The following is a 14,129-nucleotide window of genomic DNA, read 5'->3' on the forward strand; positions in this document are numbered from 1 at the left end:
CTATATAGGTACTGTATTGCATATAGCGCTCAGCGGCATCGAGCTTTTTGTACATGGCAGAAAAGAGGATAGGGAAACTTAATAGCAGGAGGGAGAATGAGCCCACCGCAAAATATTCCAAGTACATTCAACCCTCCACAGCTTGATAGAGCGCGTCACCTACCCATTCCCCACCCTTGCTTCCGAGCTTGCCAACGGCGAGTCCGCCCGCAGCACCGCCGATGATGGCGCATGCCAAAGCTCCGGCACCCGCCGTGGGTAGGCCGAAAGCAATCATGCAGGCAGCGGTACTGACATAGACGCCTGCAAGACCGCCCGCAGATGCGCCACCCACGGCACCCACTAACTTCCCTCCTTCGACATATTTCGCTTGCGTACATTGTTGCTCACGCCCTGTGGAGCATGCCTCCACTATCTCCAGCGCTGTCGCGCCTACATCCAGCGCGATTCCAATGTAAGTGCCTTTCTTCAACATCTGCGCAGTCTTGGCTACGCGCTTGACGTTTGCTTCGTATCCCCGGATTTCCCCATGTTGCCAGTAACTCTTACTGGAAATTCCTAACATCTTTTTGATCGAACCTTCGTTTTTCAGTCCCGTACCAAAACGCGCCATTCCTGACAGTTGCCCATCCAGTTTCGCAAACAGCGCCCGGCGTTTGATGAGGAACTCATCTCTCGCAGCCGTGGTGCCCTTGCTCAAGTACTGCTTATGCAAATCATCGATTTTCTTGAGGGTTGTCTCGATTTGCGTCAAGTGCGTGGTCCAAGCGCTGCTGGCACTACCAATGCCAAGCGAAGTATGGGACATGATGGCCTGCAACTGATCATAGTTTTTGATCAGGAATTGATCGGCAGCAGATTGCGCCATCAGGTCATGTTTGACGCTCTGCGCTGAACGCATCAGCCAGGCCTCTTCAGTGGTGCAAGATGCTGTGCGTGGGTCAGGGATGATCACCAACTGCCCAGGCAACACCACGGTGTTGCGGATATGCTGGTTAAGGGTGTCGAATTTGGTTTGCGTATGAGGATTGAGAGAAAGGCTTTGCTTGAGTGTCGGATAAGGCTGCTGTTGATCGTTGATAAATGCATAGGGTCCCTGCATCGCGTACACCTCCTAAGTAGCTGAGTCGCTCGACTATAAGAAGGCGCTACAAGCGAGGTAAGACGCGTGCAGGGGCGTTTTTAACGTTTCAGAAATGGACTACTTAAGTCCAGGCTCATGCCTACGACTGTAACCGCCTGCTGATCACATCCAGCAAATCGCATCCATCGCGTAATGGAATGGCGCACAGCAGGGCGAAGTCCTGGAGGACGATGTTGTCGGTTTGCAGGCCCTCGCGAAACGCCAGGTTTTCCATGACTTGGGTGACCGCGCGGATGCGGTAGACGGCGGCGTCGTGGAGCACGTCGAGCGGGACTTGGGTGTCGATGAGTAGGGAGGGAGTGGTGGCGTCGTGGCCGGTGAGCGGCATGTATCGGTTCATGTTTTAAAACCCATTCAAGTAGAGGTGGGCTACACACTTGTTCGTCGCCAAACGAACTGGGTGGCAGCTGTACGCAGGTTGGCGAACCGGGAATGGAACCGGCAGACCCGAAGGTCTCCCGCGCACAGCCACCATGAAGGCAGCTATTGCGGACGCAAAAGAACCTGCAAAAAAGCAGAAGCTTTTGCACCATTCACCGGGTCGCCAAACCCGTGTCGCCATGTGGACGACGGCCGAACTATAAGCGCCATCCCTTGCCATGAGCAAGCCACCCAGGCACTGAATATCAAAATGTGGGAGGGGGCTTGCTCCCACAAGGGTTTTATGGTTTTTAGGAATCAGCGAGTGGCCAGTGCGCCCTGGTATACAGTCGGGCCTGTCGGTTGTTTGCTGATGGAGCCACCCTTGGTCTCCGAACTCACCATCAACTCCACCGGCTTGCTGATGGTTTCCTGCTGACGCGGGTTCAGGCCGATGATGCCCTCGCCGTCTTCCGGCAACAGGCCCAGCGACACCGGTGTGCCATCTTTAGGGATTGCCCACAGCTCCAGGCTTTGGTCTGGCGCCGGCGCCGTGGAGGCAATCGGCTGCACTTCAAGATAATCCTTGTGGGCCATGATTTGCGCGGCCGGCTGCTGGGTAGTGTTCACCAGCGTTGCCGCGGATTTGACGCTGTCCTGGGTGTAGAGGGCGCCGCCGATACCGGCAACCACCACCACACAGGCGCCGATGAACAGGCGTGGGCGGCTCCAGAATGGAGGCTTTTGCTCAATCACTTGGGGTTGGATCGCAGTCATAAGTCTCTTCTCGACAAATTTTGTAGTCTGTCCATGGACCCGATTATCCCGATTGGGTTCCGGGCAGGGCTTGGAACAACCGACGGGATACCTAGTCCAACGCTTGCTTTTGCATCCATCTCCTGAGGTTGTATTGATGAAGATTTCACGCGGTTTTGCCCTTTCCTGCCTGCTGTCCATGGCCGCCGGCCCGGTGTTCGCCGCAGGTTTCAGCCTTGGCGATGCAGCCAACGCGATTTCCGGTATGCAGGGTGGCAACAACAAAGCCGCTGCCGCCGCACCCTCGTCCGAGACGGCCGGCCTGCTGAGCGCCCTGACCTCGCAACTGAACATCACCCCCGAGCAAGCGGTGGGCGGCACGGGCGCCATGCTGGGCCTGGCCAAGAACAAACTGAGCGGCAACGACTATTCGCAACTGGGCAACAGCGTGCCGGGCCTCGATCAATTGTCGGGTAACAACGCATTGGGCAGTCTCGGCGCTTTAAGCGGGATGCTCGGCCAGAGCGGCGGCAGCAAGACCAGCGGCCTTGATGGTTTGCTGGGTAACGTGAAGAACACCAACGACCTGAATACCGCGTTCAGTGCCTTGGGCATGGACAGTGGGATGGTAAGCCAGTTTGCCCCGGTGATCCTCAAATACCTGGGCGGGCAAGGCGCCAGCGACTCGGTGCTGGGCAAGCTTGCCCAGGCTTGGGGGGCCAGCAGTTAAGCGGCCTTCTCCAAGAATCGCGTTTCCTATAGTTATTTCTGAATCATCTTTCATGATGCGTTGGATGTGGACGAAATAAATTGTAGTGAACCAGTAGGAACGGCAGGAAAGTTGGGTGCCACGTAGTAGTAACTTTCGCAGCATCACGTGGTGCTGTTCGAAGGTCAATCGACGAACTAACTACATGGTGCCTGATGAGTTCTATTAACCAGCTGCAAACCACACTCCAGAATATATACAACCAGGTTGGCGCCAATGTGCCGGCCAGCAAGGCTGGGCTGATCGACCACAATGTGTTGCATAACCTGGGGTTGAGCGCGAATTTGCTGCAGAACTTGCGCAACGATCTGAGTGCCGTCGCTAACGGATCGAATCCTGAGCGGGCACTCAATAACTTGATGTCTGGGCTGCAACAAATCTCGGGTTCTACCAATGCTCGGGCCAAAGAGTGGCCGGCAGACAAACTGTTGCCTGAAGGCGGCGTGCACCTTGTGAGGGGTGCGGACGGTCAACCAGAAGCAGTCACTGCTGCTAAAGAGTGGCCGGTAGACAAACCGTTGCCTGAAGGCGGCGTGCACCTTGTGAAGGGTGCGGACGGTCAACCAGAAGCAATCACTGCTGCTAAAGAGTGGCCGGTAGACAAACCGTTGCCTGAAGGTGGCGTGCACCTTGTGAAGGGTACGGACGGTCAACCAGAAGCAGTCACTGCTGCTAAAGAGTGGCCGGTAGACAAACCGTTGCCTGAAGGCGGTGTGCACCTTGTGAAGGGTGAGGACGGCCAACCAAAAGAGGTTGATGCATCCGGAGTGCCGCGCAGCGATTTGGCAAATGTGCCCTCGTCTGTGCAGGCTTCCGCTGACGCAGTGATTTCCAATCTCGTTGAGGTGTTGGGCGTCCAGGCCGCTGGAGGCGATATCTCGCAAGCATCAGCAAAGATGCGCACTGCTTTGGATTCCCTTTTTGACAGGACCAACCCTACGCAGGTACGAGATGCTCTGCGCAACAGCATAAATGAGCTGGCTTGAGCGGTAGCGTCGAAACAGTAGGGAGCTGCAGGAAGCAAGACACCACTATGGATTACCTTTCAAGGTCTCGTGTATGACCTTGGAAGGTTCCATCATCGTTGGCTTTCGCATTGCATGCCGTCGTTTTCCAGCAGTTCATGGATTCGACGGTCCTTTTCCGCCCAGAGCTGGTTGACCCAGTTCTGGACGGTCTGGCGAAACGCCGGATCATTCTCGTAATCCCCTTGCCACAACGCCGGGTCCAGCTCGCGGGTGCGGATATCCACGATCACCTTCGGCACCGCGCCACTGATCAAGTCCCAGAACCCCGGGATCTTGTGTTGCGGGTAGACCACGGTGACGTCGAGTACCGCGTCCAGCTGTTCACCCATCGCCGCCAGTACAAACGCGACGCCGCCTGCCTTGGGCTTGAGTAGCCGGGTAAAGGGTGAATCCTGTTGCGCGCGCTTGGCCTCGCTGAACCGCGTGCCTTCCAGGTAATTGACCACCGTCACCGGCTGGCGCTTGAATAGCTCGCAGGCCTCTTTGGTGATTTTCAGATCCTGCCCTGCCAGTTCAGGATGCTTGGCCAGAAATGCCTTGGTATAGCGCTTCATGAACGGGTAATCCAGCGCCCACCAGGCCAGGCCGAGGAAGGGCACCCAGATCAGCTCTTTTTTCAGGAAGAATTTGAAGAACGGCGTGCGCCGGTTCAGCGCCTGGATGAGTGCCGGAATATCGACCCAGGATTGGTGGTTGCTGATGACCAGGTAGGAGGTGTCACTGCGCAGGTCCTCACCGCCGCGGATATCCCATTGGGTTGGAATGCACAGCGAGAAAATCAACTTGTCGATCTCGGCCCAGGTCTCGGCGATCCACATTACCGCCCAGGATGCATAGTCACGCGAGCGGCCCGGCGCCACCAGCTTGAGCAGGGCAAACACCATCAAGGGGCCGATCAGGATCAGCGTGTTGAGTAACAGCAGCAGTGTGACCAAACAGCCGGTGAGCAGGCGGCGCATAAATAACTCTTGGAATCTTGTGGGTGGGCCATGATAAGCAAGGTCAGTCTAGAGGCCAAATCGCAAATCAGCGGACGAATGTTTCACAATGTGCCGTGTAGGGTGGCAGTCACTAACCAAGTGCCGCGTTTGCGGTCTAGAATCCGCCTACTTCTTTCCGAGGAACTCACTTCGTGAAACTGTTATTTGCCTCCCTCGCTCTGCTGGCCCTGCCTGTCATGGCTGCCGAACCGACCCTTTATGGTCGCTACGAATACATCCAGTTGCCGGAGATCGGCGAAACCTTCAAGGCCAAGATGGATACCGGCGCGCTGACCGCCTCGCTGTCGGCCCGGGACATCGAGACCTTCACCCGCGACGGCGACGATTGGGTGCGCTTCCGCCTCGGCGGCAAGGACGCCGGCAACAAGGTCTACGAGCACAAGGTGTCGCGCATCAGCAAGATCAAGAGCCGTGCCGACGAAGACGATGACAAGGACGAAGCCAGCGTGGCCAAGCGTCCGGTGATCGATCTGGAGATGTGCCTGGGCGACGTCAAGCGCACCGTCGAGGTTAACCTCACCGACCGCAGCAGCTTCAACTACCCGCTGTTGATCGGCGCCAAGGCCCTGCGTGAATTTGGCGCGGCGGTGAACCCGGCACGTCGCTACACTGCCGACAAACCGGACTGCTGATCGAACCCATGCCGCACATCCTGATTGTCGAAGACGAAGCGGCGATAGCCGACACGCTGATCTTTGCCCTGCAAGGCGAGGGCTTCACCACCACCTGGCTGACCCTTGGCCAGGCGGCGCTGGAGCATCAGCGCCAGAGCCCGGCCGACCTCATAATTCTCGACATCGGCCTGCCGGACATCACTGGCTTTGAAACCTGCAAGCACCTGCGCCGGTTCAGCGAAGTGCCAGTGATGTTCCTCAGTGCCCGGGATGCCGAGATCGACCGGGTGGTGGGGCTGGAAATCGGTGCCGACGATTATGTAGTCAAGCCCTTCAGCCCTCGGGAAGTAGCGGCGCGGGTCCGGGCGATTCTCAAGCGTGTTGGCCCGGGTGCGGCCCCGATGCTGTTCCAGGTGGACCTGGAGCGCATGCAGATCCACTATCGCGGGCAACCCCTGAGCCTCACGCGCCATGAGTTCCGCCTGCTGCAAAGCCTGTTGGAGCAACCCGAGCGCGTGTTCAGCCGCGAGCAACTGCTGGACGCCGTCGGTGTGCCCGCCGATGCCGGCTACGAGCGCAATATCGACAGCCACATCAAAAGCCTGCGCAGCAAATTGCGTAGCGTGGCGGCGCAGGCCGAGCCGATCCAGACCCATCGCGGCCTGGGCTACAGCTACAGCCCGAGCCACAGCTGATGCGCCTGGGGCTGCGGATTTTCCTGGTGTATGCGCTGTTTATCGGCCTGACCGGCTACTTCGTACTCAACACGGTGATGAAAGAAATCCGCCCCGGCGTGCGCCAGTCTACCGAAGAAACATTGGTAGACACCGCCAACCTGCTGGCTGAAATCCTGCGCGAAGATGTGAAGAACGGCACCCTGGGCCAGAGTCATTGGCCAGCGCTGCTCAAGGCTTACGGCAATCGCCAGCCGGGTGCGGTGATCTGGGGCCTGCCGAAAAACCAGGTCAACCATCGTATTTATGTGACCGACGCCAAGGGCCGGGTCCTGCTTGACTCCAGCGGTGAAGCGGTGGGTCAGGACTATTCGAAGTGGAACGACGTGTACCTGACCCTGCGCGGCGAATACGGTGCGCGCTCCACCCGCAGCGACGCGGACGATCCCACGTCATCCGTGATGCACGTGGGGGCGCCGATTCGCGATAACGGCCAGATCATCGGCGTGGTCACCGTGGCCAAGCCCAACAGCTCGTTGCAACCCTACGTGGATCGTACTGAGCGTCGCCTGCTGTGGTACGGCGCGGGCCTGGTCATTCTGGGCCTGCTGCTGGGGGCGCTATTGTCGTGGTGGCTGACCGTTGCCCTTCGACGCCTTACCGCCTATGCCGAAGCCGTAAGCGAGGGCCGCCGCGCCGAGTTGCCGCATTATCGCGGCGGCGAGCTCAAGCAGTTGTCCACCGCCGTGGAACACATGCGCACGCAGTTGGAAGGCAAGGCTTACGTAGAGCGCTACGTGCATACGCTGACCCATGAATTGAAAAGCCCGTTGGCGGCGATTCGCGGTGCGGCGGAGCTGTTGCAGGGCGATATGAGCCGTGAGCAGCAGCAGCGGTTTGTCGGCAATATCGACAGCGAAAGCGCGCGCCTGCAACAGTTGATCGAACGCCTGTTGAACCTGGCCCAGGTTGAGCAACGTCAGGGGCTGGAGGAACAGTCGAACATCCCGCTGGCGGTGTTGGTCGATGAGGTGCTCAAGGCCCAATGTGCGCGAATCGAAGGCGCCGGCTTGCAGGTGGAGCAGGTCATCGCCGCCGATGTGAAGGTGTTTGGCGAACCCTTCCTGCTGCGTCAGGCCCTGGGCAACCTGCTCGACAATGCGCTGGATTTCACCCCTCCCGGCGGCACGCTGAGATTCAGCGCCCAGGTGCGGCATAACGATGTGCAGGTCAGTCTGTTCAACCAGGCCGCGGCGATTCCCGATTACGCGCTGCCGCGCCTGAGCGAGCGGTTCTACTCGCTGCCACGCCCGGCCAGCGGGCGCAAAAGCACGGGCCTGGGGCTCAACTTTGTCGAGGAGGTGATGAAGCTGCACGGCGGCTCGCTGCAGATCGGCAATGTGCCAGGCGGCGTGCAAGCAGTGCTGCATCTCCACACAGTCTCCACATTGCCCACATAAATCCCCCATACCGGCTGGGCAGACTCTCCCCCATTCAAACAGGGAGAGACTCATGAACCGCAGCCTGCTTTTCAAACTTGGCGCGATTGCGCTGCTGATCCTGCTGTTGCTGATTCCGTTGCTGATGATCAATGGCATCATCACCGACCGCCAGCAACTGCGCGACGGCGTATTGATGGACATCGCCCGCAGCTCCAGTTACGCCCAGCGCCTCACCGGGCCGGTGATGGTGGTGCCGTTTCGCAAGACGGTGCGTGAATGGAAGCTCAATGAAAAGCTCAATAAACGCTACGAAGAAACCCGTGAAGAGCGTGGCCGGTTGTATTTCCTGCCGGAGCATTTCGAGCTCGACGGCAAGGTGCAAACCGAACTGCGTGCGCGGGGTATCTACCAGGCGCGGTTGTTCCATGCCGACAACCGTATCAGCGGGCGTTTTGAATTGCCTGCGCAGTTGGGAATCACCGAAGACTTTGCCGATTACCGCTTTGAGCCTGCGTTTCTGGCGGTGGGCATCAGCGATATTCGCGGCATTGAAAACGCTTTGAAGCTGGAGCTGGGTGATCAGCGCCTGGAGTTCTCGCCGGGCTCGCAGGTGGACTGGCTGGGCGAGGGCGTGCATGTGATGTTGCCGACGCAAGACGGCAAGAAACCTGCCGTGCTGGATTTCGCCTTCGACCTGCGTCTGCAAGGCACCGAACAACTGCAAGTGGTGCCGGTGGGCAAGACCAGCCAGGTGTCCCTGGCGTCCAACTGGCCGCACCCGAGTTTCATCGGCAACTTCCTGCCGGCTCAACGGGAAGTCAACGACCAGGGCTTCAGTGCCAGTTGGCAGACCTCATTCTTCTCCACCAACCTTGAACAAGCGCTGCAAAGCTGCCTGGACCGCCAGGGCTGCGAAGACTTCAACAACCGCAGCTTTGGTGTGAACTTCATCGACCCGGTGGACCAGTACCTCAAGAGCGACCGTGCGATCAAATACGCGCTGTTGTTTATCGCCCTGACCTTCGCTGGCTTCTTCCTGTTCGAAGTGCTCAAGAGCCTGACGGTGCACCCGATTCAGTATGCACTGGTGGGTGTGGCGCTGGCGTTCTTCTACCTGTTGCTGTTGTCGCTGTCCGAGCATGTGGGCTTTGCCTTGGCGTACCTGATATCGGCCAGTGCCTGTGTGCTGTTGATCGGTTTCTACGTGTGCCACGTGCTGCGCAGCGTCGTCCATGGGCTGGGGTTCTCGGCAGGGTTGGCGGCGTTGTATGGTTTGTTGTTCGGGTTGCTCAGTGCCGAGGATTACGCGCTGTTGATGGGCTCGCTGTTGCTGTTTGGCCTGCTGGGCACGGTCATGGTGCTGACGCGCAAGCTGGATTGGTATGGGGTGGGTAAGCGCAAGGTGGAGCAAGTGCAATGATTGGGTTGCGGGAGGATCAGCAAGCGGGGGCGCAGTTGGCCTCAAGGATCGCCACCTTCCTCAATACCACCACCGTCCCCTGTAGGAGCGGGCTTGCCCGCGATAGAGGTGGTTCAGAAGCAGATGTACCGAATGACACGCCGCAATCGCGGGCAAGCCCGCTCCCACAGGGGGTAGGTATGCATGTCAGGCGGGCGGTTGGGTCTGCTGCATCGAAGGCCGCTGGCTGACCTCGGCGTACCAGGCGGCGAGCTTGGGGTTGTCCGAGCGCCACTGCATATCCGGATGGCGAAAGTCGAGGTAGCCCAGGGCGCAGGCGACGCTGATCGAAGCGATATCGAAATGGCTGGCCAGTTCGGCGATGGCGTCCTGCTCCAGCTCGGCGAGAGCGCGACGAATCTTGTTGCGCTGTTCGTCGAGCCATTGATCCCAGTGTTTTTCCAGCGGGCGCATGGCGGTCTCGTAACGCACCAGCACGGCGGCATCCATGATGCCGTCGGCCATCGACGCCAACGTCAGGCGCCGCCAGCGCGCCGAGCCATCGCGAGGGATCAGCGGGTTGCCGACATGCTGGTGGTCGAAGTAATCGAGGATCACCCGGCTGTCGTGCAGTACTGAACCGTCGGCCAGGCGCAGGGCCGGGATCTTGCCCACCGGGTTGCCTTGCAGTACTTGGGCATCCGGGTTGACCGGTGTCGGCAGGCAAGCGTGCAGGGCCACGCGGTCCTGCTGGCCGGTCTCGCTCAGCAGCACGCGGACTTTGCGTACGAACGGCGAAGCGGGGTTGTGGAACAAGGTCATGCTGGGGGCGGACATGGGCATTCCTCGAAATGGACTGGGGCTAGCGTAGATGCTTGCGCAGTGGCTGGCGAGGGGGATTTTTGTGATCCAGAGGGCCTCATCGGGGGCAAGCCCCCTCCCACAGTGGACGGCGTTCACAAATCAAATGTGGGAGGGGGCTTGCCCCCGATAGCGCCCTCAGCCGCGCCGCTTGCCCAACGCCCAAGCGCCAATGGCAGCAGGTACGCCCAACCCCACCCAACTCAAGGAATCCCACACCCCATCCCCCAGCAACGCCGCAAACAACCCGGCGGCACTGAGCAGGCCAATCCCCATTGGTATGCCAAACACTTTCCAGAAATTCGACTGCCGAGGCTTCATACCTTGGCCGCCTTGCGCCGCACGATCCACAAGTAAATGCCGCTGACCAGCACGACGATGGTCAGCACATCCAGCACTGCCCACAAGATCTTCATCGGCATCCCGCCGTAATCACCGAAGTGCAGCGGTTGGGACATGCCCATGGCGTCCATGTACCAAGGGCGCTCGGCGATGGCGGTGACGGCCAGGGTGCTGGCGTCGATCAGCACCGGCGTGAGCAGATGGGAGGTGAGGTGCGTGCTGCCTTTCATGAACACCGCATAGTGATGCTCGCTGGAGAAGCGTGTGCCGGGGAAGGCGATAAAGTCCGGCTCCATGCCCGGCGCTGCCTGGGCGGCAATGCTCAGCAGCTCGGTGGCCGGTGCGCGGTGGGTCAGCGGCGGGGCGTTCTGGTAGGGTTCGATCATGGCGCTGAGGCTGTCCTGGCGCCAGGCGGCGATGATCAGGTCGGCGCAGGCGCTGATCACGCCGGTCACGCCCACCACCAGCGCCCACGTCAGGGTGACCACGCCGATCAGGTTGTGCAGGTCGAGCCAGCGCAGGCGGGTGGACTTGTCCTGACGCACGGTGGCGAACTTCAAGCGGCGCATGAACGGCAGGTACAACACCGTGCCCGAAACAATCGCCAGCACAAACAGAAGGCCCATGAATGCCAGCAACAACTTGCCCGGCAGGCCGGCGAACATGTCCACATGCAGGCGCAGCAGGAACAGGGTCAGCCCGCCATTGGCCGCCGGGGTTTCCACTGCTTCGCCAGTGCGGGCGTCAAGCATGAAGGTGTGCGACGAATTCGGTTCGGTGCCGGCCGTGGCGGCCATGATCGCGATCACACCGTTCTTGTCGTCTTCGTCCCACGCCAGGTACTGCATGGCCTGGCCGGGTCGATGGGCCTGGGCTTTGGCCACAAGCTGCTCAAGGTTGAGCTGCGGCGTATCGGCCGGCATCTGTGCCAACTCGGGCTCGTTACCCAGCAGGTGGTCGATCTCGTGGTGGAACACCAACGGCAAGCCGGTGAGGGCGAGCAGTAGCAGGAATACGGTGCAGATCAGGCTGGTCCAGGTGTGGATGAAGGACCAGCGGCGGATGGTTTTGCTTTTCATCACGGCTCCAAGGCAAAAGGGCCGCAGTTCAGGCGGCCCTTCATAAGCGGTTTTTCACCGTCTTAGAATTTGTAGTTCACGCTGGCGACCACGTTGCGCTGGTCACCGTAGTAGCAATAGAAACCGTCGCAGGTGGAGAGGTAGTCCTTGTTGAAGATGTTCTTGGCGTCCACGGCCACTGTGACACCCTTCATGGCGCTGTTCACACGGCCTAGGTCGTAGTGCACCGAGGCGTCGTAGACAGTGTAGGAACCTACATGGCCGAGTTCGGTGTTGGCGGCGTTGCCGTAGGTATCGCCAACGTAGCGCACGCCTGCACCCACACCGAAGCCGTCCAGTAACCCACTGCGCCACGTGTAATCGGCCCATCCTGTCGCCTGGTTGCGTGGTAGCTGGTTCATGCGATTGCCTTCTTCACCGGTCGCGCCCTTGGTGATCTCGCTATCGTTATAAGTGTAGGAGCCTACCAGTTTGAGGCTGTCGGTGACGTCGGCGCTGGCTTCCAACTCCAGACCTCGATTGCGCACTTCACCGATCTGGCGCGTGATGCTGCCCTCAGTCACCGTGGAGTTCTTTTGGGTCAGGTCAAATACCGCCGCTGTAAGCAAGGCCTTTGTGCCCGGTGGCTGGTACTTGATCCCTGCTTCGTACTGCTTGCCTTCGGTCGGCTTGAAAGCCCCGGTGCTGGCCACTTGTGTACCGGTACCAGCTTGGAACGATTCGGCATAGGACAGGTACGGCGTGATGCCGTTATCGAACACATAGCTCAGCGCGGCATTTGCGCTGAAATGCTTGTCGCGTTGTGTGTTGGTGACGTCGTTCAGGTTATGGAAAGTAGTGCCGGTGTGTACCCAGTCTTCCCGCCCGCCTAACGTCAGTCGCCAATTGTCCAGTGCCATCTGGTCTTGGATATAAAGGCCGGTCTGTTGGGTCTTCTGGGTGTAGTCATACATGGTGAAGTACTGGACATTGGAGAAGTCCTGTCCATACACCGGGCGATTGAAATTGATGGTTGGCACGCCGGTCGAGCCCCAGTCCCAGCGCGCATTGCTGGTGGAGCGCTGATGGTCCAGACCCAGCAGCAGTGTGTGGTTCACGGCGCCAGTCTTGAAGTCGGCCTGCAAGTTGTTGTCGACCGCGAACTGACTGATGTCCTCATCGACCTTGCCGGCTGAACGACGCACGTTGCCGTCAGCGTCAACCGCGGTTTCCGGGCCATTCGGAAAGAACGCACCACCGGCGGTCAGGCCCTGGAACGACAAGTCGTTCTTGGTATAGCGCAGGTTCTGTTGGAGCTGCCAAGTGTCGTTCAGGCGCGTTTCAAACGCGTAGCCCAGTGCGTAGTAAGTGCGGTCATAGAACTCCCAATCTGGATCGCCCAGGTTCTTATGATGGGAAATCTTGCCGGCTGGCGAGCTCAATTTGGTGCCTTGCAACGGCAGGAACTGGCCGGTAATACCGGTATCGTCGCGAGTAAACTGGGTGAGCAACGTCAGCTTGGTGTCGTCGTTGATATTCCAAGTGAGACTGGGCGCAACGTTGTATCGCTTGTCCGGGATGTGGTCCACCGCCGTATTGCTGTCGCGCACGACGCCACTGACTCGGTAAAGGAACTGGCCTTCGTCGTCGATTTTTCCGGTGCTATCGAAGTTGATCTGCTTGTGGTTATTGCTGCCGGCCTGTACTTCAATTTCGTTTGAGCTTTCGGCCTGGGGGCGACGGCTAACCATATCCAATAAGCCGCCGGGTGGGGTTTGCCCGTAGACCGACGAAGCGGGACCTCGCAGGACAGCGATACGCTCTAGATTCCAAGTGTCGATTTTCGGCGTTGCGTAGTTACCCTTGGGCAGTGGTAGGCCATCGAGGAATTGGGTGGGGACAAAGCCGCGAACCAGTAACCAATCACTACGCGAGTCGGAGCCATAGCCACTGCTCTGCACGCCGGCGGTGTAGCGCAAGGCGTCGTTGAGGTTGAGAACGGAGCGGTCTTCCATTTGCTGGCGAGTAATGACCGTGACGGAACGGGGCAACTCGGCAATAGGTGTATCAGTCTTCGTGCCCGCTGCTGTGCGAGTAGCCACATACCCCTCCACCGGCCCCCAAGCGCTTTCATAGTTGCCCTGGCCGGTGATGTTGGTAGTCGGCAAGGCGACGACGCCCTCCGGAACCGGCACCAGGGTGTAAGTGCCCGTACTGCTTTGTTCCAACTGCAAGCCAGTACCGCGCAAGGCCTCGCGCAACGCGCTCTGTGCATCGAACTGGCCCTTGACCGGGGCCGAGGTCTTGCCGGCGGCGAGTGCCGGGTTGAGGGTCAGCGCCAGGCCAGCCTGGCTGGCGATCTGGTTCAGGGTGCTGGCCAATGGGGCTGCCGGCAGGTTATAGGCGCGCACGCTCAAGGCTTGTTCAGCAGCGATCAGCGAAGTGCTCGCCAGCGGGGCGCTGAGGGCGATGGCCAGGGCTAACAGACTGGGACGCAACAAGGTGTCTAGCGTGCGGGACATAAGGGCGGCTCCTGAATGGAAATATTTCTCAATTGCCTAGGTGCCGAGCGAGAATCGGAAAGTGATAGGGTTGGGTGAAACTATTTTTTGGCGGTGTGTTTCAGGGCCTCATCGGGAGCAAGCTCCCTCTCACATTTTGATGCGTGAGTACCTTCCGAT

14 protein-coding genes are annotated in these 14,129 nt (G+C 59.3%); 6 read left to right on the plus strand and 8 right to left on the minus strand.

Translation table 11 applies throughout. The features are described 5' to 3' along the window. Positions 1-127: 127 nt before the first annotated feature. From E4O97_RS12130 to E4O97_RS12140, 3 genes are all read right to left on the minus strand, one after another. Entirely contained in the window at positions 128-1,102 is a 975-nt protein-coding gene (locus E4O97_RS12130; RefSeq protein ID WP_248161410.1) for a hypothetical protein, read from the minus strand. Positions 1,103-1,223: 121 nt separating this feature from the next. Then, positions 1,224-1,472 (minus strand): hypothetical protein, encoded by a 249-nt coding sequence (locus tag E4O97_RS12135; protein WP_078822506.1) that lies wholly within the window; start codon positions 1,470-1,472, stop codon positions 1,224-1,226. Positions 1,473-1,822: 350 nt separating this feature from the next. Then, entirely contained in the window at positions 1,823-2,281 is a 459-nt protein-coding gene (locus E4O97_RS12140; protein ID WP_005792120.1) for an anti-sigma factor, read from the minus strand. 136 nt (positions 2,282-2,417) lie between these two features. Between E4O97_RS12140 and E4O97_RS12145 the strand changes: the two genes are divergently transcribed. Together E4O97_RS12145 and E4O97_RS12150 are read left to right on the plus strand one after the other, a co-directional pair. Next, positions 2,418-2,990: a DUF2780 domain-containing protein gene (locus E4O97_RS12145; RefSeq protein WP_032879089.1), complete on the plus strand. Its 573-nt coding sequence runs from the start codon at positions 2,418-2,420 to the stop codon at positions 2,988-2,990. A gap of 194 nt (positions 2,991-3,184) precedes the next feature. Further along, on the plus strand, positions 3,185-4,015 hold the full coding sequence (locus tag E4O97_RS12150; protein WP_248161412.1) for a hypothetical protein: 831 nt from the start codon (positions 3,185-3,187) through the stop codon (positions 4,013-4,015). A 92-nt stretch (positions 4,016-4,107) separates the two neighbouring features. Here E4O97_RS12150 and E4O97_RS12155 read toward each other — a convergent pair whose 3' ends face one another. Continuing rightward, positions 4,108-5,016: an acyltransferase gene (locus E4O97_RS12155; RefSeq protein WP_248131231.1), complete on the minus strand. Its 909-nt coding sequence runs from the start codon at positions 5,014-5,016 to the stop codon at positions 4,108-4,110. Positions 5,017-5,189: 173 nt separating this feature from the next. Here E4O97_RS12155 and E4O97_RS12160 point away from each other — a divergent pair, with 173 nt between their 5' ends. From E4O97_RS12160 to creD, 4 genes are read left to right on the plus strand one after another with little or no spacing between them, the layout of a single operon-like run. Then, a complete protein-coding gene (locus E4O97_RS12160; protein WP_005792112.1) occupies positions 5,190-5,690 on the plus strand; it encodes an ATP-dependent zinc protease in 501 nt (166 codons plus the stop codon). An 8-nt stretch (positions 5,691-5,698) separates the two neighbouring features. Further along, on the plus strand, positions 5,699-6,367 hold the full coding sequence (gene creB / locus E4O97_RS12165) for a two-component system response regulator CreB (protein WP_078822503.1): 669 nt from the start codon (positions 5,699-5,701) through the stop codon (positions 6,365-6,367). Further along, the gene (gene creC, locus E4O97_RS12170; protein WP_248131229.1) at positions 6,367-7,806 is read left to right on the plus strand and encodes a two-component system sensor histidine kinase CreC; all 1,440 of its coding nucleotides are present in this window, start codon (positions 6,367-6,369) and stop codon (positions 7,804-7,806) included. Before creB ends, creC begins: the two co-directional genes overlap by 1 nt. A 52-nt stretch (positions 7,807-7,858) precedes the next feature. Next, positions 7,859-9,208 (plus strand): cell envelope integrity protein CreD, encoded by a 1,350-nt coding sequence (gene creD, locus E4O97_RS12175; RefSeq protein ID WP_248161414.1) that lies wholly within the window; start codon positions 7,859-7,861, stop codon positions 9,206-9,208. A gap of 186 nt (positions 9,209-9,394) precedes the next feature. On the opposite strand, the gene E4O97_RS12180 is transcribed toward creD, so the two are convergent. The 4 genes from E4O97_RS12180 to E4O97_RS12195 form a co-directional block, all read right to left on the minus strand. Next, a complete protein-coding gene (locus E4O97_RS12180) occupies positions 9,395-10,024 on the minus strand; it encodes a glutathione S-transferase family protein (protein ID WP_032879098.1) in 630 nt (209 codons plus the stop codon). Positions 10,025-10,186: 162 nt separating this feature from the next. Then, complete coding sequence (locus E4O97_RS12185; protein ID WP_078822500.1) at positions 10,187-10,369, minus strand: hypothetical protein; 183 nt, start codon at positions 10,367-10,369, stop codon at positions 10,187-10,189. Next, positions 10,366-11,469: a PepSY-associated TM helix domain-containing protein gene (locus E4O97_RS12190; protein ID WP_248131227.1), complete on the minus strand. Its 1,104-nt coding sequence runs from the start codon at positions 11,467-11,469 to the stop codon at positions 10,366-10,368. Before E4O97_RS12190 ends, E4O97_RS12185 begins: the two co-directional genes overlap by 4 nt. A gap of 62 nt (positions 11,470-11,531) precedes the next feature. Then, complete coding sequence (locus E4O97_RS12195; protein ID WP_248161416.1) at positions 11,532-13,970, minus strand: TonB-dependent siderophore receptor; 2,439 nt, start codon at positions 13,968-13,970, stop codon at positions 11,532-11,534. Between the last annotated feature and the right edge of the window lie 159 nt (positions 13,971-14,129).

The organism is Pseudomonas sp. W15Feb34, assembly GCF_023127765.1.
Taxonomy (GTDB): domain Bacteria; phylum Pseudomonadota; class Gammaproteobacteria; order Pseudomonadales; family Pseudomonadaceae; genus Aquipseudomonas; species Aquipseudomonas synxantha_A.

Coding starts and splice junctions, on each gene's coding strand:
- E4O97_RS12130 (WP_248161410.1), bottom strand. CDS start 1,102: ATGCAGGGACCCTATGCATTTATCAACGATCAACAGCAGCCTTATCCG.
- E4O97_RS12135 (WP_078822506.1), bottom strand. CDS start 1,472: ATGCCGCTCACCGGCCACGACGCCACCACTCCCTCCCTACTCATCGAC.
- E4O97_RS12140 (WP_005792120.1), bottom strand. CDS start 2,281: ATGACTGCGATCCAACCCCAAGTGATTGAGCAAAAGCCTCCATTCTGG.
- E4O97_RS12145 (WP_032879089.1), top strand. CDS start 2,418: ATGAAGATTTCACGCGGTTTTGCCCTTTCCTGCCTGCTGTCCATGGCC.
- E4O97_RS12150 (WP_248161412.1), top strand. CDS start 3,185: ATGAGTTCTATTAACCAGCTGCAAACCACACTCCAGAATATATACAAC.
- E4O97_RS12155 (WP_248131231.1), bottom strand. CDS start 5,016: ATGCGCCGCCTGCTCACCGGCTGTTTGGTCACACTGCTGCTGTTACTC.
- creB (WP_078822503.1), top strand. CDS start 5,699: ATGCCGCACATCCTGATTGTCGAAGACGAAGCGGCGATAGCCGACACG.
- creC (WP_248131229.1), top strand. CDS start 6,367: ATGCGCCTGGGGCTGCGGATTTTCCTGGTGTATGCGCTGTTTATCGGC.
- creD (WP_248161414.1), top strand. CDS start 7,859: ATGAACCGCAGCCTGCTTTTCAAACTTGGCGCGATTGCGCTGCTGATC.
- E4O97_RS12180 (WP_032879098.1), bottom strand. CDS start 10,024: ATGTCCGCCCCCAGCATGACCTTGTTCCACAACCCCGCTTCGCCGTTC.
- E4O97_RS12185 (WP_078822500.1), bottom strand. CDS start 10,369: ATGAAGCCTCGGCAGTCGAATTTCTGGAAAGTGTTTGGCATACCAATG.
- E4O97_RS12190 (WP_248131227.1), bottom strand. CDS start 11,469: ATGAAAAGCAAAACCATCCGCCGCTGGTCCTTCATCCACACCTGGACC.
- E4O97_RS12195 (WP_248161416.1), bottom strand. CDS start 13,970: ATGTCCCGCACGCTAGACACCTTGTTGCGTCCCAGTCTGTTAGCCCTG.